This is a genomic window from Adlercreutzia sp. St.1H8, assembly GCF_059728655.1.
Window position 1 is genome coordinate 811271 of the sequence record NZ_AP039376.1, and the last position, 21286, is coordinate 832556.

A 21286-nucleotide genomic window follows, 5' to 3' on the forward strand; every position below is an offset into this window, starting at 1 on the left:
CCGGGGCCAGCCGTCGCGGCGGCCCGCTCGCCCGCCTTCGGGCGGCGCGAGGCGGCGCGGGGTGGCGAAACTGGCCAGACCTGCGATAATAGGGGGCCTATCCCCATCGGAAGGACGGATCTCCATGCACCGACTCATCATAGCCGGCTCGCCACGGGCCGACGGGCGCAGCGCCCACCTGGCCGACGAGCTGTTCAACGCCTGCATCGAGGAGTGCCCCGGCGACGGCGTGTCCATCGTGTCGGTGGCAAGCATCGGGGTGGCGCCCTGCACCGGCTGCGACGCCTGCCGCGCTGCTCGGTCCGAGGCGCCCGCTGCGCCTCCCGAGGGCGATCCGCTGGCCCCCTGCGCGGCCGTGGCGGCCAGCGACGCGGCGCAGCATCAGTGCGTCATCGCCGATGAGATGGCCGAGGTGCGCAAGCACCTCGATGCCGCCGACGAGCTGATCATGGTGTCGCCTGTCTACTTCGCGAGCGCGCCCGCCCAGATGAAGGCCTTGCTCGACCGCTTGCAGCCCTACTACTGGTCGGCCCTGCGCGAGGGTCCGCGCCGCCCGGCCGTCCTCCACGTGGTGGGAGAGGGGGGCGACCCCCACGGCATCGCGCCGCTTGTGGGCACGGTGCGCTCGGCTTTGGCCGTGGCCGGCTTCGAGCTGGAGCTCGTCTTGGACTGGGTGGGCAAGATCGACGCTGACGGCGAGATCACGGCCGAGGCCGACGAGTACCCCGTCGAACCGTTGGGCGCCGCGTGGGACGATGCACCCGACGCGCCCGCGGAAGACGGGGACGACGACGGCTGGGACGACCTCTGGGAGGACGAGCGCCGCGATGGCCGCCGATAGGATGTCGCCCCTGTCCTCGGTGTCCGCCGCCCGCGCGGTGCTCGAGGCCCACGGGCTCCAGGCCAAGTACACCTTGGGGCAGAACTTCCTGGTCAACGACGACATCCTGCGCAAGATCATCGAGCTTGCGCAGGTAGGCCCCGCTGATGTGGTGCTCGAGGTGGGCCCGGGCCTGGGTACCCTCACCATCCCGCTGCTGCGCCATGCCGCCCGCGTGGTGTCGGTGGAACGCGACCCCGACCTGCCGGCCGTGCTGGCCGAGACGCTCGCGCCGTGGCAGGAGGGCTTCTCGCTCGTCCGCAAGGACGCCCTCGACCTGGCTCCCGACGACCTGCGGGCCGCCGGCTGCGCGCCGGGAGAGCCCGGCGGCACGCCGACCAAGCTCGTGGCCAACCTGCCCTATGCCGTGGCCGCCACCGTGGTGCTCGACTTCTTCGAGCGCTTCGCGTCCATCCAGTCGGCCACCGTCATGGTGCAGCGCGAGGTGGCCGACCGCATGGCCGCGCGCCCTGGCACCAAGAGCTATGGGGCCTACACGGTGAAGCTGGGGCTCTACGCTCAGCCGGCTGGTCGCTTCTCCGTGGGGCCGGGCAACTTCTTCCCGCCGCCGAGGGTGGAGAGCGCCGTGATCCGCCTTGATCGCCGCGTGCCCGCAGGTGAGTCCGGCGACTCGCTCGCGCCCCGCGAGGTGCGCGCCGCCTGCGCCATGGCCGATGCCGCCTTCGCCAGCCGTCGCAAGACGCTCGCCAACTCGGCCAAGACGTGGTTCGCCGGCCGGGGCGCGGCGCCGGCGGACGTCGTGGCCGCGCTCGCGGAGGTGTGGAAGGCCGCGGACATCGACCCCGCGCGGCGCGGCGAGACCCTCGACCAGGCCGAGTTCGTCCGCCTGGGTCTGGCGCTGCTCGCCCACGGCGGTTCCCTCGTGGCAGCCGCCGGGCTCTAGGGGCCGCGCTGTGGCTGGGTTCCCCAACGAGCGCAACGAGGTGCCCAAGGCGCTCCTCGTCCCCGGGCCCGATGCGGACGCGGCTCCGGCGAATGGCCGCCGCGTCGTCCGCGGCGAGGCTCCCTCCGTGCTTCCACGCCAGCTTGCGCGGGTCCTTCCCTGGGTCGCCTGCGCGCTCCTCGCCCTGGGTGCCGTGCTTGTCCTAGCGGGGGAGTGGGGCCCTGGCATCGGGCCCGCCGCCCTGGGCGCGCGCCTGACGGGAGCCGCGGGATGCCTGCTGTTCGGCGCCGGGATGCTGGCGGTCGTCCCCCTCGTGGTCGGGTCGGCCCTGGCCCGGTGGCGCGCGGCTCCGCCGACGCGGCGCCGGGAGCGGGGAGGGGCGGCCGGACAGCTGGTCGGCGCCGTCGCCCTGGCGGTGTTCGTGGTGGTCATGGGCGCGATCGCCGGAACCGGGGCGGTGCTCCAGGGCGCCGGCGCGGCGGCGGATGCCGTCGCTGGCCCCGTCACGGCTGAGGCGCGCTTTGATTCCGCGCAGGCCGACCGTCCGACCGGCCGCTTCCGCGCCTTGCGCCAGGCTCGCGTCGACCTGGTCTTCGTGGTGGACGGCGAGGGCCCGCTCGCGTTGAGCATGACCGAGGACGAGGCGGAGGACATCCTCGTGCGCCTGAGGGCCGTGGGCGCCGCCGACGGCGCCGTGCTGCTCACCTGGTACCCGCGCGCCGGCGTCCTCGCTGCCGTCGAGCCCCGGGCCTGACGCCCGCGTCCACGCCCGCGTCCGCCCCCCCGGGGCCCGCCTTCCGCTGCGCCCCGCACCCCGCGGGCGGCGCCCGTTCGTCATGCCTTGCCGCCTGAGCCGCCACCTTCTGATAAGGTGGGGGAGTGCTTCACGAGTCAATCGCGGGCCGCGGCCCGCCGTCATGGGAGAAAAGAGGAACCATGGGCTTTCTTGAGGGCAAGACCGCCATCATCACCGGCGCCGGATTCGCCGCGCTGAAGGACGGCTCCGCCGGCTCCATCGGCTACGGCATCGCCACCGCCTACGCCAAGGAGGGCGCGAACCTCGTCATCACCGGCCGCAACGTGGCCAAGCTCGAGGCTGCCAAGGAGAAGCTGGAGGCCGCCTACGGCATCCGCGTCCTCCCCGTGCAGGCCGACGTCAACGCCGGGGCCGACAACAAGGCCGTCGTGCAGAACGTCATCGACCAGGCCATCGCCGCGTTCGGGCGCATCGACGTGCTCGTGAACAACGCCCAGGCGTCCGCCTCCGGTGTCACCTTGGCCGACCACACCCCCGACCAGTTCGACCTGGCCGTCTACTCGGGCCTCTATGCCACCTTCTACTATATGCAGGCGTGCTACCCGCACCTCAAGGAGACGAAGGGCTCGGTCATCAACTTCGCCAGCGGCGCGGGCCTGTTCGGCAACTACGGCCAGTGCGCCTACGCCGCCGCCAAGGAGGGCATCCGCGGCCTCACGCGCGTGGCCGCCACCGAGTGGGGCCCCGACGGCATCAACGTGAACGTCGTGTGCCCGCTGGCCTGGACCGCTGCGCTCGAGAACTTCCAGGAGGCTTACCCGGACGCCTTCGAGGCCAACGTCCACATGCCTCCCATGGGCCACTACGGCGACGTGGAGAAGGAGATCGGGCGCGTGGTCGTGCAGCTGGCCAGCCCCGACTTCAAGTTCATGAGCGGCGAGACCCTCACCCTGGAGGGCGCCATGGGTCAGCGTCCGTAGCGCACCGCTCCGAGCGCCTGTATGAGGAGGGCCCGTCATCTGGCGGGCCCTCCTCGTGCGTCGGGGTGCCCGCCCGGCGGTGGCGTTCTGTGAATTCACGGCTCTGAACTGGGATGTCAAAGACTTTTGGCAGTCATTTGCGAGCGTTTTCATCATGATTTTCGCTCCGGGCGCCTACACTGCCCCTGCGTGTTCCCGCGGGGTGGGCGATGGGGCGGGACGCGTGGCATCCAGCATCGCCCGCAAAAGGAGCCCCTCATGGCAAAGAAGCGTTTCGTCCAGATCTACTATGCCGGCGTCTTCGAGCAGCAGCGAGTCTACGTCGACACGCTGACCGGCGTGAACTACCTCCTGCTCATCTGCAACACCAACAACATGGGATCGGGCCTCACGGTGCTGCTCGACGCCGACGGCAAGCCCGTGGTCACACCGCTCGACGAGATCGACCACCTCGCCATCAAGGGTGACGACTAGCGCACCCCCACGCCCGGCTCGCTCGGCGCGCAGGGGAGGGCCGCCTCGCAGAAGAAAGGGCCCCGCGGCCGATCAGCCGCGGGGCCCATGGGGGAGGGGGCGTCTGGGGGGCGTCTCGGCGAGCGCTACTTGCGCACGTCCTCCTCGACGGCCACGTAGACGAAGCCCGGGGTGCCCTCAACGGGCAGCTCGTTGTAGGCCACCATCTCGGCGATCTCGGCCGGCGTGGCGCTCTTGGGCTCGGTCTCCAGCAGCTCGGCGGTGGAGGAGCGGCGCTCCATGGCCTCGCGGAAGTCCTTGGTGCCCACGAAGACCTCCTGCTTGTAGGGGTTCACGCCCAGCTTCTTGGCGCGGAACATGATGTAGGCGAAGGCGGCGACGTTGGCGGCCAGGGCCAGCAGCGACACCACCAGGTTGACGTCCGGGTTGTTCACGGAGTCGGCGGCGAAGATGGAGTCGTTGGCGAACATCGGCACCAGCTGGCAGAACATGCACCACATGGACAGCGTGAAGGCGCGGTTCTGGATCCAGCCGCCCTTGTTCCAGATGAGGCCGGCGATGGTGGGGGCCAGCAGCAGGGCCACGCCGCAGTACCAGGAGTGGGTGGGCAGGCAGTTGTAGGTGTAGCAGAAGTTCCACAGGTCGTAGGCGATGATGAACACCCAGGTCATGTCAGGCCACAGCATGTCCTGGCGCTTCTTGGAGATGTAGATGCCGAACCAGCCGGTCATGCAGAAGATGTTGATGATGCCGGCGATGCCGTTGAACACGTTGTGCCAGCCGCCGTAGAGGGTGACGCCCTCGGAGGACACCCAGGTGGTGCCGAAGGCGCGGATGGCGCTCTCGAAGTCGCTCACCACGGCGATGAGGATGTTGATGGCCACGATGATGAAGGGGAAGGCCTTGAACCAGTGGGAGCGGCCGATCTTGGTCCAGGAGAACTTGAGCATCATGAAGCCGATGCAGCCGGCCGTGGCCGCGTAGACCTTGGCGTAGTGGAACCAGCTGTTCATGTCGGTGTGGGTGGGGTTGGTAAGTGCCCACTCAGCGCCCATGGCCGCGCCGATCTCGACGGCCAGGCAGTAGACGGTCATGGCGCCGCAGACGCCGAAGAACATGAAGATGCCGCCGGCCTTGGAGCGTCGGGCGAACTCATTGAGCAGGATGAGGGCGACGAGCACGATGATCAGGCCGGCCCACTGGTAGAGCGCGTTCGGGCCATAGACGTCGAACAACATGGTGATCCTCCTTCAAATCGATGGGGTAGTGGTGGTGCGGATGCGTGGCGCCGGGTCTTGCAGCTCCTGTTCTCTCCTCGTCGTCCGGCCGGCGGCCCGGGCGCTTGCGCTCGCTTTCATCGGCGGAGGCGCCTCGTCAGGCTGCCGCAGCCGATGAAAGCCCGTCTTCGCCGCCTGAGGGCGGCGGGAACGTCAGGTGGTGCTGCCCCGATCCATGTGGAGGGTCTGGGCGATGAGGTCTGCCACCAGGGCATCGTCAGCGTCGGGATGCTTGCGCATGTAGCCGATGACGCCCAGGATGAGGACGTAGAAGGTCTCGTAGCGATGCTCGATGCGCACCTCGTGGCGCGCCTCGTAGTCGCGCACGGTGCTCTCGATGAGGTAGGTGGCCGTCTGGTCGGCGACGCGGTTGATGAACTCGAGGTAGAGCGCTGCGTTCTCCTGGGATGCCAGGGCTGCGCGGAAGGCGTCGTGCTCGAACAGCGCCACGCGCAAGAGGTGCACGACGCTCGAGAGCGCGTGCTCGATGTCACCGGGGCGGCGGTTGGCGTTCCAGTAGTGGAGCGCCTCCAGGTAGTCGGCGATGTAGGCGTCGAGCACCGCGTAGGTGACGGCGTCCTTGTCGGGGAAGTAGTGGTAGAACAGCGACCGCGTCACGCCCATCCGGTTGGTGATGTCCTGGATGGTGGTGCGCGAGAGACCCTTCTCCTCGTAGAGGGCGCGGGCCGCCGCGATGATCTCCTCGCGGCGCTCGGCCGGGGGAAGCGGGGCGTGGGGGCGGCGGGAGGCGGGCTGGCCTTCAGTGGCTGCGCTGGGTTCCATGGCTCACGCCCCCTTCCGCTTACGGTCGTCTTCTTCTCACGCCGCGAACCTTACGCGTGAATTGACGGGGCGTCAATGAACACATTTGACAATCCGTCAATGGTTGACGGTCTGTGACGTTACGTCAATGAATGCTTCCATGAACGGGGAATACGGTGCTATACTCGCGCCAATAAATTTCATTGATGTATTAAAAAAAATACTTCGATGAAGAAACTAGAAGTGTTCGATCGCGAAAGATGGGAGGGGACTATGGGCGAAGAGAAGAAGCGCGCCGACCATCCGCAGGAGGCTCCAGGCGGCTGCGGGCAGGCCGCCGGCCCGGCGCCGGAGGGCGCCGCGACGCCCCAGGCCCGCCGCACGCGGCGCCGCTGGCCGGTGGCCGTCGTGGTGGTGGCCGTCGTGGTGGTGGCGGCCGGCGCCGGGTTCTGGATGTGGCACGAGCAGCCCAGCTTCTGCAACGCCGTCTGCCACAACCCGATGGACGCCTACGTCGAGGGCTACTACGAGGCCACGGAGACGGCCGCCTACGCCCACCAGGTGGAGGGCGTCACCTGCCTGCAGTGCCACGAGGCCAAGCTGGACGACCAGATCCACGAGGCGCTGGCCTGGGCGTCGGGCGACTTCGCCACTGACGAGGACGGCTTCATCACCCGCGTGGGCGTGCGATCTGACGAGGCCATGTGCGCCACGGCCGGCTGCCACGACTTCGACGAGGTGGTGGCCGCGACCGCCGACTGGGGCGGCGAGCCCGGCGTGAACCCGCATGACTCGCACCAGGGGCGCGCCATCGACTGCTCCAACTGCCACGGCGTGCATCAGGAGTCGGTCATGTACTGCAACACCTGTCACGACTATGAGGTCCCCGAGGGCTGGATCGCGCCGGCGAAGGCCGCCGACGCGGTCGCCTAGGGAGAGGGGAGGAGCTATGAGCAGCAACGCGAGCAAGACGCTCTCGGCCGCCCTGTGCGGGGCCGCGGCGCTCAGCCTGGGGCTCACCGGATGCGGGGCCTCCTTCGAGGGGTCGGGCTCTAAGGACGCGGCCAGCGCCGAGCAGCTGGCCCTGCGCGCCGAGGATCCCTGGGCTGCGCCCGTCGAGGCCGATCCTGACGCCCGGTCGGCCGTGCCCCTGCGCGACGGCGTCTACACCGGCAAGGCCCCGGCCATGGCGGGCACGGTGAGCGCCACCCTGCTCGTCCAGGACGACCGCATCACCTGCCTGGCCGTCGAGCAGCAGGGCGAGACGCAGTCCGTGGGCGGCTTCGAGGCCATTCGCGACGGCAAGTACGCCCTGATGATCGAGGCGGCCCAGGGCTCGGACATCGACGCGGTGTCCGGCGCCACCATCACCACCGCAGCCGTGCGCGACGCCGTGGACGACGCCCTGGCCCAGGCCGCCGCCGACGCGCCCGCCCCTGCCGCCGACCCGGCCGCGCAAGCCGCGGCTGCCGAGTAAGGAGGGATGACCATGGACGAAGCCAAGCGCAGCCTCTCGCGCCGCGACTTTCTCACCCGTGCCGGCCTCTTCGCCGCCGGCACCGCCGCGGCTGCCGCTGGTGCCTCGGGCGTGCCGGCCGCCGCTGCCTACGCCGATGAGCGCATCGGCAACTGGGCCGCCGACGGATCGGCCGAGGTGACGGTGCCCGAGAGCGCTGAGACCAACGCGAGCGGCCTCTACGGCATGTACCGCGAGCACAACGCCGCCGCCTTCCCCGCCGACGACGCCACCCCCATCCCGCCGCGGGCCGTGCCCGAGGCGTGGGACTGGGAGTGCGACATCGTGGTGGTGGGCGCCGGAGGCGGCGGCCTCAACGCCGCGGCCCGCGCCGCCGAGCTGGGCGCGCAGGTCATCTGCGTGGAGGCCCTCGGCCTGCACGGGGGCAACGCCCAGTCTGCCGGCATGTGCGGCATCCTGGGCGGCATGTCCATGCAGGAGGAGAAGAAGTTCGCCTTCCCGAGCTACCCCTTCGACGCCCAGGCGCTCACCGACTGGGCCATGGACGAGTACCACTATGCGGCCGACCCCAAGCTCATCTACAAGATCGCCGAGCAGGGCGGCAAGTCCCTTGACTGGATGGCCGACTGCGGCGTGCAGTGGCGCCTGGGCGAGGTGCCCGTCTACGTGGCGCCGAAGAACTCCACCCTCGACCATCACGTGCTCAAGATGAAGGATGCCACCGACGCCATGTTCGCCTACGGCCAGCGCAAGGGCGTGGAGTACCACTTCCAGTGCCCGGCGGCGGCGCTCGTGCGCGACGACGCGGGGCGCATCGTGGGCCTGGTGGCCAAGGAGGACTTCGAGCACGAGCGCTACATCCACGCGCGTCAGGCGGTCATCCTCACGGCGGGCGGGTTCTGCAACAACAAGGCGCTCCTGGAGCGCTACATCCCCACGGCGGCCATGGGCTGTGCGTCGAGCTACCTGGTGGGCGGCGAGACGGGCGAGTGCTTCCGCATGGGGCTCGGCGTGGGCGCTGACGTGTCGGGCTTCAACAGCTCGGCCTCCTTCGACGGCGGCGTGGACTGGCAGGCCGAGGGAGGCCAGTGGGCGCGCTTCCTCTACGACGGCATGACCCAGCTCTCGCGCCAGCCGTGGCTGACCATCGACCGCTGCGGCAACCGCCTGCGCTACATGGACTCCCGCGTGGGCGAGGACGGCGCCAACGCCATCTACGCCCTGGGCGATTTGGCCACCATCCAGATGACCCCGCCGGGGCATCGCTCCTACATCATCTTCGACTCGCACTACGAGGATCACCTGGCCGGCTATGCCCAGGAGCACTGCCGCAAGCTCATCACGCCCGACCTCGAGCAGATCGACAAGGTGCCCGAGCACTACCGCGACTGGCACCACGGCGTGCAGGACGCCCTCGACGCCGACGTGCTGAAGGAGCGCGCCACGCTCGAGGAGCTCGAGGCCGACCTGGGCCTGGCCGAGGGTGTGCTCACCCGGGCCGTGGCCGACTGGAACGAGACGTGCGCCCGCGGCACCGACGACTTCATGTACCCGGTGCCCGACGAGTGGCTCCACCCCATCGTCGACCCGCCGTTCTACGGCTGCCGCATCGGCGGCAACCTCTACGGCACCAAGGCCGGCCTGCTCATCAACGACCAGATGCAGGTGGTGGGTACCGACGGCCTGGTCATCCCCGGCCTCTACGCCGGCTGGCACACCGCCGGCGGCGCCTGCGGCGAGAACAGCTACATCGGCGACCCCATCTTGGGGTCGCTCATGGGAGACGTGGGGCTGGCCTTCTGCGGCGGCTACCTCTGCGGCACCTCCGCCGTGGAGAACGAGAGGGGGGAGTAGCATGGGCGAGATCATGCGGAAGACGGCGCGGCCCTACCTCACGCTGTTCGGGCTGGCGCTCATCGTGGCGGTGCTGGGGCGCGCGGCGCTCGCCTTCGCTGGGGCGACGGGCATCCTGGCCTTCGACTACATCTCGGCGTCGGGCGTGGCCATCTTGGACGTCGTCTGCTCCATCCTCACCGGATCGGCCTTCGTGGCGTTCCTCTTCGCGGCGGGCCTCGTGCTGGTGGTGTCCACGGCCGGCCCGGTGCTCGGCGCGGCGCTCTACGCCCGCGGCGAGAGGGGCGCCGGCCGCCCCGTCGTGGCCTTCCTCTGGGGCTGGGCGACGGCGCTCGTGGCCATCGTGTGCCTGGTCGTGGTGGTGCTCGGCATCCTCTCGGCCGTGCAGGTGGGCTCCATGAGCTCCAAGCTGCCGGGGCTGCCGGTCATCGCGGTGGGCATGGTGGTGTTCGCGGCGTTCATCGGGACGCTGCTGGCCGCGGCCCAGCTGGTGCTCGTGGCCTGCGTGGAGCGGGCGCGCGCGGGCCGCTCGCTCACGGCGTCGCTGCTCGTGGCCTGCGCCGGGTGCGGCGCGGTGGTGGCGGTGCTCACCGTGGGCACCTTCGCCGCGCTCAACCAGGTGAGCGTGGAGGTGCCGGCGCTTCTGGGCTGGGTGGCCGCCGACGTGGTGGCGAACCTGCTCATGATGGCCGGCGCGGCCCGAGTCGCCTGCCGGGCGCGAGCCGCCGCCCTGGCTGCCGCGCCCGCTCCGGCTCGCAGCTAGGAGGCGGGCCGGGGGTCGACCGCGTCCCCGCGGGGGCGCGGCCGAGCGGCCCGGGCGGCATCGGCTGGCGAAGGGGCCGGGCCCTCCCGTAGAGCGAGCCCCCCGTTCCTGGACAGGGGAGCGGGGGCTCAGAGCGGGAGGGCCCGGCCCTTGCCTTTTCCGGCGCTCGCGGCCGCCCTAGTCCACGGGGACGAGCTGGTCTATCTGGGCCTGGGCCCGCTCGGCCTTGCGGACTTGCAGGTCGGCCACCACGGTATGGCCCACCTGGGCGATGGCCTCGCGGTGCTCGGGCGCCAGGTTCGCCCACAGGCGGGTGCGCGCCAGGTCGTTGACCGTGGCCCCGATGAGGCTCCCCTGGAACGCCCCCTCGTCGGTGAGGGCCACGTAGACCGCCTTCCGGTCCTGGGGGGAGCGCAGACGCCGCGCCCAGCCGCGCCTGACCAGGCGATCGGCGGCGCGCGCGGCGTTCACCGACGACAGCATGAGCGACTCGCCGAGCAGCCCCACGCGCATGGGCCGGCCCTCCTCGGCCAGGCGCTGCACGAGGCGGCACTCGCTGAACGACGCGCCGCAGGCCTCGCGCAGGGTGCGCTCGGTCTCCTGGCGGATGAGCTCGACGGCCATGAGGGCGCGGGTGGCGGGGAAGCGCGGGGGGCGCCCGCCGTCGAGCGGCGGCTCGATGCGCGCACCGGCGGCGATGGCGGCCTCCAGGATGGTGCGGTAGGTCGGGTTCTCGGTGGGGAAGGTGGCGTAGAGGCTGTCCACGAGCGCCTCGTTCACGGTTGCCACGTGCGCGGCGCCGGCTTCCGTGACGGCGAGGAAGCGCGTGCGGCCATCCTCGCTCCCGGCGCTGCGCGTGACGTACCCAGCCGCCTCCAGCCCGTCTACGGCGTGGGTCACCACGTTGGGCTTGAGCGCGAGCAGTCGCCCGAGCTCGCCCTGGTTCACCGGTCCTGGCGCCTGGAGCAGCTTGGTGAGGACGCGGTACTGGGTGACGTTGAGCGTGCTCGCCGCGGCCAGGCCCCGGCAGAGGGCGTCGTGGGCCATCTCGAAGGCCACGAGGTACGTGGAGTCGAGTGAGAGGGCGTCCTCTTCGGCGGGAGAGGCTTCGGATTGGGGGGCGGGGCTGGTCATGGTCACCTTCGGCTTGGACGAGAGTTAGTTCATCGGTGTAGCGATAAGTCTAGCCCTCCCGCGCCCGGCCGAGACGGGCGTCGCGAAGAATCCACAGGGGCCACAGGCGCGACGCGGGGCTCCGGATCCTGCTGCGGAGTCGGCCCCGGGCAGGCTCCGCCTCCAGGGGATGCGGGCGGCCCGCCCCCGATGACCGGGGGTGCGGAGGGCGGGGTTCCTGTGTTGTTCGCCAGGAGAAACTTACCAAGCCTAACTTTTGCTTGACAAAGGTGGTATGATATGCAGCTGTTATCTGTGAATTTTGCCCCGAGTTACCCGATAAGGATGATTGAGCATGGATTTGGCCAAGCAGGCAAAGATCGTCGACTCCATTCATGATACGCTGCACGACTTCGTTGGTCAACGGCTGAAGGTGCGCGCCAACATGGGCCGCTCGAAGATCGTCGAGAGCGAGGGCGTGCTGACCCAGGTGCATCCCCAGCTGTTCATCATGGAGGTGGATCGCAAGCGCGGCCGCACCGCCCGCCAGTCCTATCAGTACGTGGACGTGCTGACCGGCATGGTGGAGCTCTCCCAGAACGGCGAGCCGCTGTTCGCGCCGTTCATCGAGGAGAGCACGCTCGAGGGCGAGCTTCTGGGCGAGCCTGAGCCCGAGCGCGTGCTGGCCTAGCCGCCTCTCCGCGCCCCTCGTCGCATACGACCATCGCGAGCGCCCCGTGGCTTTCGGCCGCGGGGCGCTTCTCGCAGGAAGGGAGCCCCCCCCATGCGCATTCTCAACGTCACCGCGCAGAAGCCCGACAGCACCGGCAGCGGCACCTACCTGGCCCAGCTCGTGGCCGGCCAGCGCGCCCTCGGCCATGAGGCGGCGGTCGTCTGCGGCCTGGCGCCCGATGACGAGGTGACCACGCTGCCGTCCGACGTGCCCGTCTTCGCCGTGCGCTTCGAGCGCGAGGGGCTGCCCTTTCCCGTGTGCGGCATGTCCGACGCCATGCCCTACCGGGCCACCCGCTACCGCGACCTCACGCCGGCTATGCGCGGTCAGTTCGAGGAGGCCTTCGCGACGGCGCTCCAGGCCGCCGATGACCGGTTCCAGCCCGATCTGGTCATCTGCCACCACCTGTACCTGCTGACGGCCCTCGCGCGCGAGCTTCTGCCCCGCCGCGTGATGGGCGCCGTGTGCCACTCGACCGATCTGCGCCAGATGCGCACCCACGACCTGGAGCGTGACCGCATCATCGCCGCCGTGCGCCGGCTCGATCGCGTGTTCGCGCTGCATGAGGAGCAGCGCCGCGAGATCGCGGACCTCTACGGCATCGCTCCCGCGCGCATCGAGGTGGTGGGCGCCGGCTACGACTGCCGCGTGTTCTCCCCGGCGTCCGGCGCCGCGTGCGCGGAGGAGGGCGCCGCGTGTCCGGCGCGCCTCGTCTTCGTGGGCAAGATCACCCGCAAGAAGGGGGTCGCCAGCCTGCTCGCGGCACTTGACGAGGTGGAGGCCCCGGCAGGGTTGGAGGTCGACCTCATCGGCGGCTCGGGCTCCGATGAGGAGCTGGCCGAGCTGGCGGCGCGCGCCGCAGCCTGCCGCTGGCCCGTGCGCCTCCAGGGCAAGCGCTGCCCCGAGGAGGTGGCCGCCTTCAACCGCGCGGCCGACGTGTTCGTGCTGCCCTCGTTCTTCGAGGGGCTGCCGCTCGTGGTGGTGGAGGCGCTCGCCTGCGGCTGCAAGGTGGTGGTGACCGATCTGCCGGGGCTGCGGCCCTGGCTGGAGCAGCACATTCCCGGGGCGCCCGTCACCTACGTGGAGCTGCCGCCGCTCGTCTCCGTCGACGAGCCCGATCCGGCGGCGCTGCCTGCCTTCGAGGAGCGCCTGGCGCGGGCCATCGAGCGGGCCCTCGCGGCCCCTTGCATCCCCTGCGACGCCTCCGGCGCCTCGTGGGAGCGGGTGAGCGCGCGCATCGTGGACGCCCTCGCGGCTGTGGGGCCGCGACCCTAGCGGTCGGCGGGGGCGCGGGGGCGCGCTCGGCCGCGGCGGCCGCCCGGCGGGACTCGCTCGCTCGCTGCGGCCTGCCTGACAGTACGCCAACAGCCTCATGGCGAGGCTGTTCCTCCTGCCCGGGGACTGCTATACTCGCCCTGGGCCGACGGTGGTCATCTTTCTGCGCTTGATCTGCCTCTGCAGCGGCCCGGTTCGTTTAGAGGTCTCGGGCTTTCGCGCCCCTGGCCCGGTAAGGCGGCACTTTCTGCGAGATGCCGCGACCATCTGCTCGGCCTTTGGAGCCCCGCTTGCGGGGCGTTTTCCGCGTGCGGCCGGCGACCGGCGAACCGCTCCTTCGGGCCCTTCCCGCCAGCCGTCTCCCGTGCCGAGCTGCTACGAGAGAGGGAGATATCCGTGCTCAACAAGAAGATTACCGCCGCGCTGTGCGCCGGCGCGCTCGCGTTCACGCTGGCCGGCTGCTCCGGCGGCGACGCCGCCCCCAAGCAGGAGGCCGATCCTGCCCCCGATGCCCCTGCAGAGCTGGAGGATACCGTCGTGGTGTACTCCACGCATCCTGAGAAGCTGCTCGAGGCCGTGGCCGCGGACTTCACCGCCGAGACCGGCGTCAACGTGGAGTTCGTCAACCTCAAGGGAGAGCTGGCCGACCGCGTCCGCAGCGAGAAGGCCAACCCCCAGGCCGACATCATGTACGGCGGCGACGTGTCGGTGTACTTGCAGCTGGCCGACGAGGGCTGCTTTGCCCCGTCCGACCCTGCCTGGGCAGCTGAGCTGGGCGACCAGTTCAAAAGCGATGAGGGCCTGTGGTACGGCACCATCAAGACGCCCGTCATGATGTTCTACAACACCGATAAGCTCGACGCTGCCGATGCGCCGGCGGATTGGGTCGACCTGACCGACGCGCGCTTCCAGAACGAGATCGTCGCGCGCGACTACCTGTCCTCGTCGATGCGCTCGGCGGTGTGCAACCTGTACTACCACTTCAGCCAGGAAGGCGGCGACCAGGCCGCCGTCGACTACCTGACCGGCCTCAACGCCAACGTGAAGAACTACTACAACTCCGGCTCGATGATGTTCAAGGCCATCGGCAACGGCGAGGCGTCCGTGGGCATCTCCACCATGAACGACATCATCGACAACCGCGACGCCAACGGCATGCCGCTGCAGTACGTGAACGCGGCCTCGGGCGACGTCATCGTCACCGACTGCGTGGCCGTCATCAACGACGCGCCGCATCCCAATGCCGCCCAGGCGTTCCTCGCCTACGTGGGCAGCAAGGACACCCAGGCCATGCTCGCGAACGACTTCAACCGCATGCCCACCCTCGATGCCGCCCTGGCCGAGTCGCCCGAGTGGATGCGCGCCGAGGTGAAGACGCTGCCGGCCGACTGGGGCGTCATCGCCGCCAACCAGAAGGCGTGGCTCGACGAGTGGCAGAACGCCATCTACAGCCAGGACAAGACCGTCGCCTCGAAGTAGCCCGCCTCGCGGGCTGTCCGCGCAAGCCTGCCGCCGACCCTGCGCCTGAGGGGTCGGCGGCGTCCGTTGACCCCCTATCGTGAGGAACCGCCATGGCCTCCATCGCCCTCGAATCCGTCGTCTGCTCGTACGGCGAGACGCCCGTGCTGCGCGGCGTCGACCTCGTCATCGCCGACGGGGAGCTCCATACGGTGCTCGGCCCGTCTGGCTGCGGCAAGACCACCACGCTGCGGCTGATCGCCGGGTTCCTGAAGCCGGACGCCGGCCGCATCCTCGTGGACGGCCGCGAGGTGACCGACCTGCCGCCCGAGAAGCGCCGCATGGGCGTGGTGTTCCAGAACTACGCGCTGTTTCCCCAGATGACGGTCGCGCAGAACGTGGCCTACGGGCTGAAGGTGGCGCGCCGTCCCAAGGCGGAGGTGGCGCGGGCGGTGGGGGAGTACCTCGATCTGGTGGGACTTGCCGAGGTGGCCGACCGCAACGCGATGGAGCTCTCCGGCGGCCAGCAGCAGCGCGTGGCGCTTGCCCGTGCGCTCGCGCCCGAGCCGCGGGTGCTCCTGCTCGACGAGCCGCTCTCCAACCTCGATGCCGAGCTGCGCCAGCGCATGCGCGAGGAGATCCGCCGCATCCAGCGCCAGGTGGGCGTGACGACGCTCTTCATCACCCACGACCAGCAGGAGGCGCTTGCGCTCTCCGACACGGTGTCGGTGATGCATGACGGCGCCATCGTGCAGACGGGCTCCCCGCGCGAGGTGTACGAGCACCCGGCCGACGCCTTCGTGGCGGCCTTCACCGGCGAGGTGAACCGGCTGCGCGGCCTTGGCTCCGACGGCGGCGACGCCCTCGTGCGGCCCGAGGCGCTCCGGCTCGTCTCCGCGGCAAAGGCGGGCCCTCGGGCCTTGGCCTGCGGGCGCGTGGTCTCTGTGCGCTACGAGGGGTTTGCCATCCAGTACCAGGTGGCGTGCGAGGGCGCCGTTGGCGCGGGCGCCCTCGTGCGACCTGCGGCCGTCGGCGGGCGGGCGGCGGCCGCGGAATCGCCGGGCCTCGTGGTGACGGTGCTCGCGCTCAACGACGGCCGCTCGCCCTTCTTCGCTGAGGGCGATGCCGTGGCCGTGGAGCGTCCGTGATGGGCGCGCGGACCGTGTCGACGCAGGGCGCGGGCGAGCCTGCGCTGGCGGCCGCGCCGCCGGCTGCGTCGCCTGGGCGCGGCGGCCGGCGCCTCCGGGGTCGACCTCGCGGCCGGGCGCTCACGCCCCTGCGCGTGGCGGCAGCCGCCTACTTCGCCCTGGTGGCCTTCCTGGCCGTGGGCTACATCCTCGTGCCGGCCCTCCAGACCGCGGGCGTGTCCCTCGACGGGCGGGGGCTGGCGGGCCTTTCCGTCTACGGGGACTTCCTCGCCAATCCCGTGAACCAGACGGCGGTGCTCAACACGCTTGCCGTGGGCGCTGCCTCCACCCTCACCTGCGGCGTCGTCGGCACGGCGCTCGCCGTCTACGTGCGCTTCTTCTGCCGGCGCCACCGCCGCCTCGTCCAGATCCTGCTCATGAGCCCCGTCATGATCCCCGGGGTGGTCATCGTGGTGGCGTTCATGCAGCTCTACGGCGAGAGCGGAATGGTCACCCGCGTCCTCGGGGCGCTCTTGGGCGCCGAGGGGCCCGTGCTCGGCTTCGGTGGCTTCGGGGGCATCGTCTTCGTCATCACCTACACCCAGTACGTGTACTTCTACCTGAACGTCTACACGGCGCTTCAGTACGTGGACGCGAGCGTGGTGGAGTCGGTGCGCAGCCTGGGCGGCGGTCTGGGGCGCGTGGTACGCGACGCGGTGCTGCCCGTGGTGCGGCCGGCCGTCATCGTGTCGGCCATGACCACGTTCGTGTCGGCCGTGGGGTCGTACTCGGCGCCGGCGCTCATCGGCGGCACCTACCGGGTGCTCTCGACGCAGATCGTGATGGCGAAGGCGAACTACGATATGGTGCTGGCCTCGGTGGAGGTGATGGTGCTTCTGGCCATCGGCGTGGCGGCCACGGCGCTCTGCTCGGGGCTGGCCCGGCGCTACCGGGCAGCGGCGGGCGCGCGGGCGGTCTACTGGCGCCCGGATGTGGGGCGCAGCCGGGTGGCGCGCGGGCTGTTCACCGCGTTTGCCGCCGTGCAGCTCGTGGTGGTGCTGCTGCCGGTGGCGGTCATCTTCTACCTGTCGTTCATGTCCACCCAGTCCATCATGACCGAGGTGTTCCCCACTGGGGCCACCCTGGGCAACTACGAGGCCGTCTTCACCAACCCGCGCACCTTCCGCCCCCTGGGCAACAGCCTGATGATGGCGCTTCTAGCCGTGGGGGCGGGCCTGGTGCTGACGGTGCCCGTGGCCTACGCCACCCGCAAGGGGAAGAGCCTGCCCGGGGCGCTGCTCGAGGGGCTGCTCATGCTGCCGTGGTGCATGCCGGCCAGCGTCATCGCCATCGACCTCATCAACGTGTTCAGCGCGCCGTCGGTGTTCTCGCTGGGGCGGCCGCTCATCGGCACCTTCGAGATCCTGCCGGTAGCCTACGCCGTGATGGCGCTGCCGCTCCTGCTCAGCTCGTCGCGTGTGGCCGTCGGCGGCGTGCGCGAGAACGCCGAGGAGGCGGCGCGCAGCCTGGGCGCTGGCCCTGCGCGCACCTTCGCGTCGGTGGTGCTGCCCGCCATCGTGCCCGGCGTGCTGGCCGGCGCCATTCTGGCGTTCGTGCGCACCATGGGCGAGTACACCATGTCCGCCCTGCTCTACGGCGTGCACAACCGGCCCATCGCCGTGAGCATCGTCACCACCATGCAGGAGTACCACATCGGCGTGTCCATGGCCTATGGCGCGCTCGTCATCGCGCTGTGCTGCGCGTTGCTGTTCGCCATCCTGCGCCTCGATGCCGCCCGCCTCGGCATCGACGAGGCTCCGCGACGGCGGGGCTGACTCAGGAGGGGGGCTGGCCTTGGAGAGGCCGGCCCCCGGAGCGGCATGCAGGGGCACTTCAGCTATTTCGTCGCAGACACATGATTTCATTTTCTCTATTTCGTCGCAAAACCATCTTTTCATTCTTCGGATTTCGTCGCATACTAGGCAAATCACTTTGCTGTTTTCGTCGCAGGAGCGCCTTGTACCGGGGTTGACCCGCACGGAGGCTGCCAGCGGGAGGGGAGTCGCCATGCTCAGACGATCCGCCTATGAGCGCCTCGAGCGCTGGAGGGCTCAGCCCGGACGTCGCGCGCTGCTCATCGACGGGGCGCGCCAGGTGGGCAAGACCTACCTCGTGCGCGCGTTCGCCCGCGCCCACTACGACCTGCTCGTCGAGATCAACTTCATCGACCAGCCCGAGGCCAAGGCCATCTTCGAGGGCAGCCTGAACGCCGCCACCGTCATCCCGCTGCTGTCTGCCTTCGCCGGCCGTCCGCTCGAGCCGGGCCGCACCCTTGTGTTCCTCGACGAGATCCAGGCCTGTCCGCGGGCGCGCACGGCCATCAAGTTCCTCGTGGACGACGGGCGCTTCGACTACATCGAGTCCGGCTCGCTTCTGGGCGTGAGCTACTGCGAGCCGCCCTCGCTGCCCGTGGGCTATGAGTCGGTGCTGCGCCTCTATCCGCTCACCTTCGAGGAGTTCTGCTGGGCGCTTGACGTGCAGCCGGAGGTACTCGACCTGGCGCGGGAATGCTTCGAGCGCCAGTGCGTGGTGCCTGAGCCCGTCCACGGCCGCCTCATGCGCCTGTTCTCCTACTACCTGGCCATCGGCGGCATGCCCGCCGTGGTGGCCCGCTTCGCCGAGACGCGCGACGTGGCGCGGGCCCTGGAGGTCCAGCAGGACATCCTGGCCCTCTACCGGATGGACATCGCACGCTACGCCCGCAACAAGGCCCACGTGCGCGCCATCTTCGATGCCATCCCCGCCGAGCTCGACAAGCAGAACAAGCGCTTCCGCTTGTCCGACCTGGCCAAGAGCGCGCGCACCGAGCGCTACGAGAGCGACTTCATCTGGCTGGCCGACGCCGGCGTGGGGCTGCCCTGCTTCAACGTGTCCGAGTTGGTGGCGCCTTTGCGGCTCAACGTCAAGCACAGCATGTTCAAGCTGTTCCTGTGCGACACGGGGCTGCTCACGGCCCAGCTCGCCGACGGCGTGCAGTTCAAGATTCTCCAGGGGCAGCTGGATGTGAACTGGGGCGCGGTGCTTGAGAACGCGTTCGCGCAGATGCTCACGGCCAACGGCTTCGATGCGCTCTACTACGAGCGCGCCAAGCATGGCGAGATCGACTTCGTGGTGCAGAAGGGCGGAAAGGTGATCCCCATCGAGGCGAAGTCGGGGCGCATCTTCCGCGCCCACGCGTCGCTCGACAGCGTGCTGCGCGTGCGGGAGTGGGGCTTGGATCTGGCCTATGTGTTCTGCCGCGAGAACGTGGCGGTGGAGGTGAAGCTGCCCGACGGCCGCGACGATCCGGCCACCATCGCGTACCTGCCCTGGTACATGATGGCGTTCGTCAAGCCCGAGGGGCTGCCCGAGTCGCTCGTCGTGGAGCTGTAGGGGGGGCGTGGGACCGGCGTCAGGGGGCTTGCGATGCGCCGGCGCCTGGCCTGGGGCCGGCGCAACCGGCTGCCGACCGTCGGCGCGTCGCCTCGGGCGCGTCCCGGGCGGCGCCGTCCGGTTTGGGGCGCGCTGCGGCTGGCTGCCACTCCTGGGCGTGCCGGCGCCTCCGCCGCGCGTTTGTGGAATTCGACGTTTTGCGCGTTGACAAACCTGCGGCGTTGCGCCATCATATCGATTTGCGCCAAGGCGCATGACCCGTGGGGATGTAGCTCAGCTGGGAGAGCATCACGTTCGCAACGTGGGGGTCGTGGGTTCGAATCCCATCATCTCCACCACGGTAACTCGGACGGGGCCGGATCACACGATCCGGCCCCGCTTTTTATGCGCGCGATCCTTAGGAGCGCAACCCGAAGCGCTTGCGCAGGATGGCGTGGCCGCCTGCCGGGCGCAGGTTCGCTAGCGCGTGGTCGCGGAAGAGCGCACCGGGGTTCGAAAGGGCCCGGTTGAGGGCGGTGACTCCGCGGCGCCGGCGCGCGGCCCGGATTCTACTCGGCGCTGGGGGAGGGCGCTGCTCGCTGGGGCCCGTCGCCGGCATCGAACGTCCTGCGCTCGGTGCGCCACCAACCGCTGCCGTCGACGGCGGCGCCTGGGCGGGCGGCTCGGGCAGCGGCCGGCTTGCGATCGGGCCAGGCTGATCGGCTCCGTCGCGTCTGCGTCGGGCTTGCGGCGCCCTCTCGGGCACCCCGCGCCATCGGTCGCGGTGCAGCTTGCGCGCCTCAATTGGCCAAAATCGACGACCTGACGACGACGGCTGTCCGGTTTCGCCCCGCTTTCTGCCTGCGCGGGCATGCCGTTCGACGGCGACCTGGGTAAACTCGGCGCCATGCGCGTGCGGAGGGTTGCCGTGGGGGCTCGGGCTGTCGTCAGGTCGTCGGTTTTGGCCACTTTGCGGCTCGCGGCTGCGCGGCGGCGGGATGCCGGGCGCCGTGGGGCGGCAGGTCGTCCTATAATGGGATGCCAACGTCGCCTGGGCGGCCGGCGCCTGCGGGCGACGGCGCGTTGTCCGGCGACATCGCGACGAGAAAGGGGCGCGGGATGCGCATCGGGTTCATCGGGCTGGGAAACATGGCGACGGCCATCATCGGCGGGCTGCTGGCCCAGGGAATCGTCGAGCCGGGCGACATCGTCGGGTCGGCCAAGACCGCGGCCACGCGCGAGCGTCGCGCGGCGGAGCTCGGCATCGCGGTCACCGCCGACAACGTCGAGGTGGCGCGCCAAGCCGACGTGCTGGTGCTGGCTGTGAAGCCGGTGTTCTTCCCTGAGGTCGTCGCCGAGGTGCGCGGTGCGGTGGACGACGGCACGCTTGTCGTGAGCATCGCCGCGGGGCTCACCCTCGAGGGCATCGAGGGCCTCTTCGGCAAGCCGGTGCGCCTCATTCGCTGCATGCCGAACACGCCGGCGCTCGTGGGGGAGGGCTGCACCGCTGTCTGCCCTGGGCCGCGCGCCACGGCTGAGGACGAGGCGCTCGTCCTGCGGCTCATGGGCGCCTGCGGGGCGGCCTCGGTCATCCCCGAGCGCCTGATGGACGCGGCCAGCGCCGTGGCCGGCAGCTCGCCGGCCTTCGTGTTCATGTTCATCGAGGCCTTGGCCGACGGCGCCGTGGCTGCGGGGATGCCGCGTGCACAGGCCGTCGAGTTCGCGGCCCAGGCGGTTGCCGGCAGCGCGCGCCTCCTGCTCGAGACGGGGCGTCACCCCGGCGAGCTCAAAGACATGGTGTGCTCTCCAGGCGGCACCACCATCGAGGGCGTCGCCGCCCTCGAGGCCGGTGCCTTCCGGGCCGCCGTCATGGAGGCCGTCGCCGCCTGCGTGGAGAAGGCCCAGCGGCTCTAGGCCGTCGAGCCCGCTAGCGGCTTTCTGGCCAAAAACACCGCGTTTTCCGCGCTTGGCGGGGGCATCCTTCGCGGTCTTCACAGCTATTTCCGGCAGAGAATAACCTTGACCTGGTAAGACGGAGACG

19 protein-coding genes and 1 tRNA gene are annotated in these 21286 nt (G+C 70.3%); 17 read left to right on the forward strand and 3 right to left on the reverse strand.

Annotation, left to right across the window (positions count from 1 at the left end; all coding sequences use genetic code 11):
• Positions 1–124: 124 nt before the first annotated feature.
• The 5 genes from AC6I0Y_RS02910 (at position 125) to AC6I0Y_RS02930 (ending at position 3995) form a co-directional block, all read left to right on the forward strand.
• On the forward strand, positions 125–841 hold the full coding sequence (locus tag AC6I0Y_RS02910; protein ID WP_497732998.1) for a flavodoxin family protein: 717 nt from the start codon (positions 125–127) through the stop codon (positions 839–841).
• The gene (gene rsmA / locus AC6I0Y_RS02915; protein ID WP_160710213.1) at positions 828–1784 is read left to right on the forward strand and encodes a 16S rRNA (adenine(1518)-N(6)/adenine(1519)-N(6))-dimethyltransferase RsmA; all 957 of its coding nucleotides are present in this window, start codon (positions 828–830) and stop codon (positions 1782–1784) included. Before AC6I0Y_RS02910 ends, rsmA begins: the two co-directional genes overlap by 14 nt.
• Positions 1785–1794: 10 nt before the next feature.
• Entirely contained in the window at positions 1795–2538 is a 744-nt protein-coding gene (locus tag AC6I0Y_RS02920) for a hypothetical protein (RefSeq protein ID WP_160710212.1), read from the forward strand.
• 182 nt (positions 2539–2720) lie between these two features.
• Positions 2721–3521 (forward strand): SDR family NAD(P)-dependent oxidoreductase, encoded by an 801-nt coding sequence (locus tag AC6I0Y_RS02925; protein WP_160710211.1) that lies wholly within the window; start codon positions 2721–2723, stop codon positions 3519–3521.
• A gap of 258 nt (positions 3522–3779) precedes the next feature.
• Positions 3780–3995 carry a DUF6440 family protein gene (locus AC6I0Y_RS02930; protein WP_160710210.1) on the forward strand — a complete coding sequence of 72 codons (216 nt, stop codon included), beginning with the start codon at positions 3780–3782 and terminating at the stop codon, positions 3993–3995.
• A 125-nt stretch (positions 3996–4120) separates the two neighbouring features.
• On the opposite strand, the gene AC6I0Y_RS02935 is transcribed toward AC6I0Y_RS02930, so the two are convergent.
• Together AC6I0Y_RS02935 and AC6I0Y_RS02940 are read right to left on the reverse strand one after the other, a co-directional pair.
• Positions 4121–5233, reverse strand: coding sequence for a DUF5692 family protein (locus AC6I0Y_RS02935; RefSeq protein ID WP_201751041.1), 1113 nt, complete (start codon positions 5231–5233; stop codon positions 4121–4123).
• A 192-nt stretch (positions 5234–5425) separates the two neighbouring features.
• A complete protein-coding gene (locus AC6I0Y_RS02940; RefSeq protein WP_160710209.1) occupies positions 5426–6055 on the reverse strand; it encodes a TetR/AcrR family transcriptional regulator in 630 nt (209 codons plus the stop codon).
• Positions 6056–6307: 252 nt separating this feature from the next.
• On the opposite strand from AC6I0Y_RS02940, the gene AC6I0Y_RS02945 reads away from it, so the two are divergent.
• Genes AC6I0Y_RS02945 through AC6I0Y_RS02960 form a run of 4 tightly spaced genes read left to right on the forward strand, consistent with a single transcriptional unit; the run spans position 6308 to position 10128 of the window.
• Positions 6308–6967, forward strand: a complete 660-nt coding sequence (locus AC6I0Y_RS02945) for a cytochrome c3 family protein (RefSeq protein WP_497733004.1) — start codon at positions 6308–6310, stop codon at positions 6965–6967.
• A gap of 16 nt (positions 6968–6983) precedes the next feature.
• Positions 6984–7511, forward strand: coding sequence for an FMN-binding protein (locus tag AC6I0Y_RS02950; protein ID WP_160710223.1), 528 nt, complete (start codon positions 6984–6986; stop codon positions 7509–7511).
• Between the two features lie 12 nt (positions 7512–7523).
• Complete coding sequence (locus AC6I0Y_RS02955) at positions 7524–9365, forward strand: FAD-dependent oxidoreductase (RefSeq protein ID WP_236643489.1); 1842 nt, start codon at positions 7524–7526, stop codon at positions 9363–9365.
• A gap of 1 nt (position 9366) precedes the next feature.
• Positions 9367–10128, forward strand: coding sequence for a hypothetical protein (locus AC6I0Y_RS02960; RefSeq protein ID WP_160710225.1), 762 nt, complete (start codon positions 9367–9369; stop codon positions 10126–10128).
• 177 nt (positions 10129–10305) lie between these two features.
• Here the strand turns inward: AC6I0Y_RS02960 and AC6I0Y_RS02965 are convergent, their stop codons facing one another.
• Complete coding sequence (locus tag AC6I0Y_RS02965) at positions 10306–11262, reverse strand: MarR family transcriptional regulator (protein WP_160710226.1); 957 nt, start codon at positions 11260–11262, stop codon at positions 10306–10308.
• 334 nt (positions 11263–11596) lie between these two features.
• Between AC6I0Y_RS02965 and AC6I0Y_RS02970 the strand changes: the two genes are divergently transcribed.
• The 8 genes from AC6I0Y_RS02970 to proC all read left to right on the forward strand — a co-directional run bounded on the left by AC6I0Y_RS02970 (position 11597) and on the right by proC (position 21159).
• Positions 11597–11932 (forward strand): Veg family protein, encoded by a 336-nt coding sequence (locus tag AC6I0Y_RS02970; RefSeq protein WP_160710227.1) that lies wholly within the window; start codon positions 11597–11599, stop codon positions 11930–11932.
• 93 nt (positions 11933–12025) lie between these two features.
• The gene (locus AC6I0Y_RS02975; RefSeq protein ID WP_497733007.1) at positions 12026–13249 is read left to right on the forward strand and encodes a glycosyltransferase family 4 protein; all 1224 of its coding nucleotides are present in this window, start codon (positions 12026–12028) and stop codon (positions 13247–13249) included.
• Between the two features lie 396 nt (positions 13250–13645).
• Positions 13646–14728: an extracellular solute-binding protein gene (locus AC6I0Y_RS02980; RefSeq protein ID WP_160710229.1), complete on the forward strand. Its 1083-nt coding sequence runs from the start codon at positions 13646–13648 to the stop codon at positions 14726–14728.
• Between the two features lie 92 nt (positions 14729–14820).
• Positions 14821–15855 carry an ABC transporter ATP-binding protein gene (locus AC6I0Y_RS02985; RefSeq protein ID WP_497733009.1) on the forward strand — a complete coding sequence of 345 codons (1035 nt, stop codon included), beginning with the start codon at positions 14821–14823 and terminating at the stop codon, positions 15853–15855.
• On the forward strand, positions 15855–17669 hold the full coding sequence (locus AC6I0Y_RS02990) for an ABC transporter permease (protein ID WP_497733011.1): 1815 nt from the start codon (positions 15855–15857) through the stop codon (positions 17667–17669). The genes AC6I0Y_RS02985 and AC6I0Y_RS02990 overlap by 1 nt, the downstream gene beginning before the upstream one ends.
• 232 nt (positions 17670–17901) lie before the next feature.
• On the forward strand, positions 17902–19266 hold the full coding sequence (locus AC6I0Y_RS02995) for an ATP-binding protein (protein WP_160710294.1): 1365 nt from the start codon (positions 17902–17904) through the stop codon (positions 19264–19266).
• Positions 19267–19528: 262 nt separating this feature from the next.
• Positions 19529–19604 (forward strand) — tRNA-Ala (locus tag AC6I0Y_RS03000).
• 760 nt (positions 19605–20364) lie between these two features.
• Positions 20365–21159, forward strand: coding sequence for a pyrroline-5-carboxylate reductase (gene proC, locus AC6I0Y_RS03005; protein ID WP_160710295.1), 795 nt, complete (start codon positions 20365–20367; stop codon positions 21157–21159).
• Positions 21160–21286 lie beyond the last annotated feature (127 nt).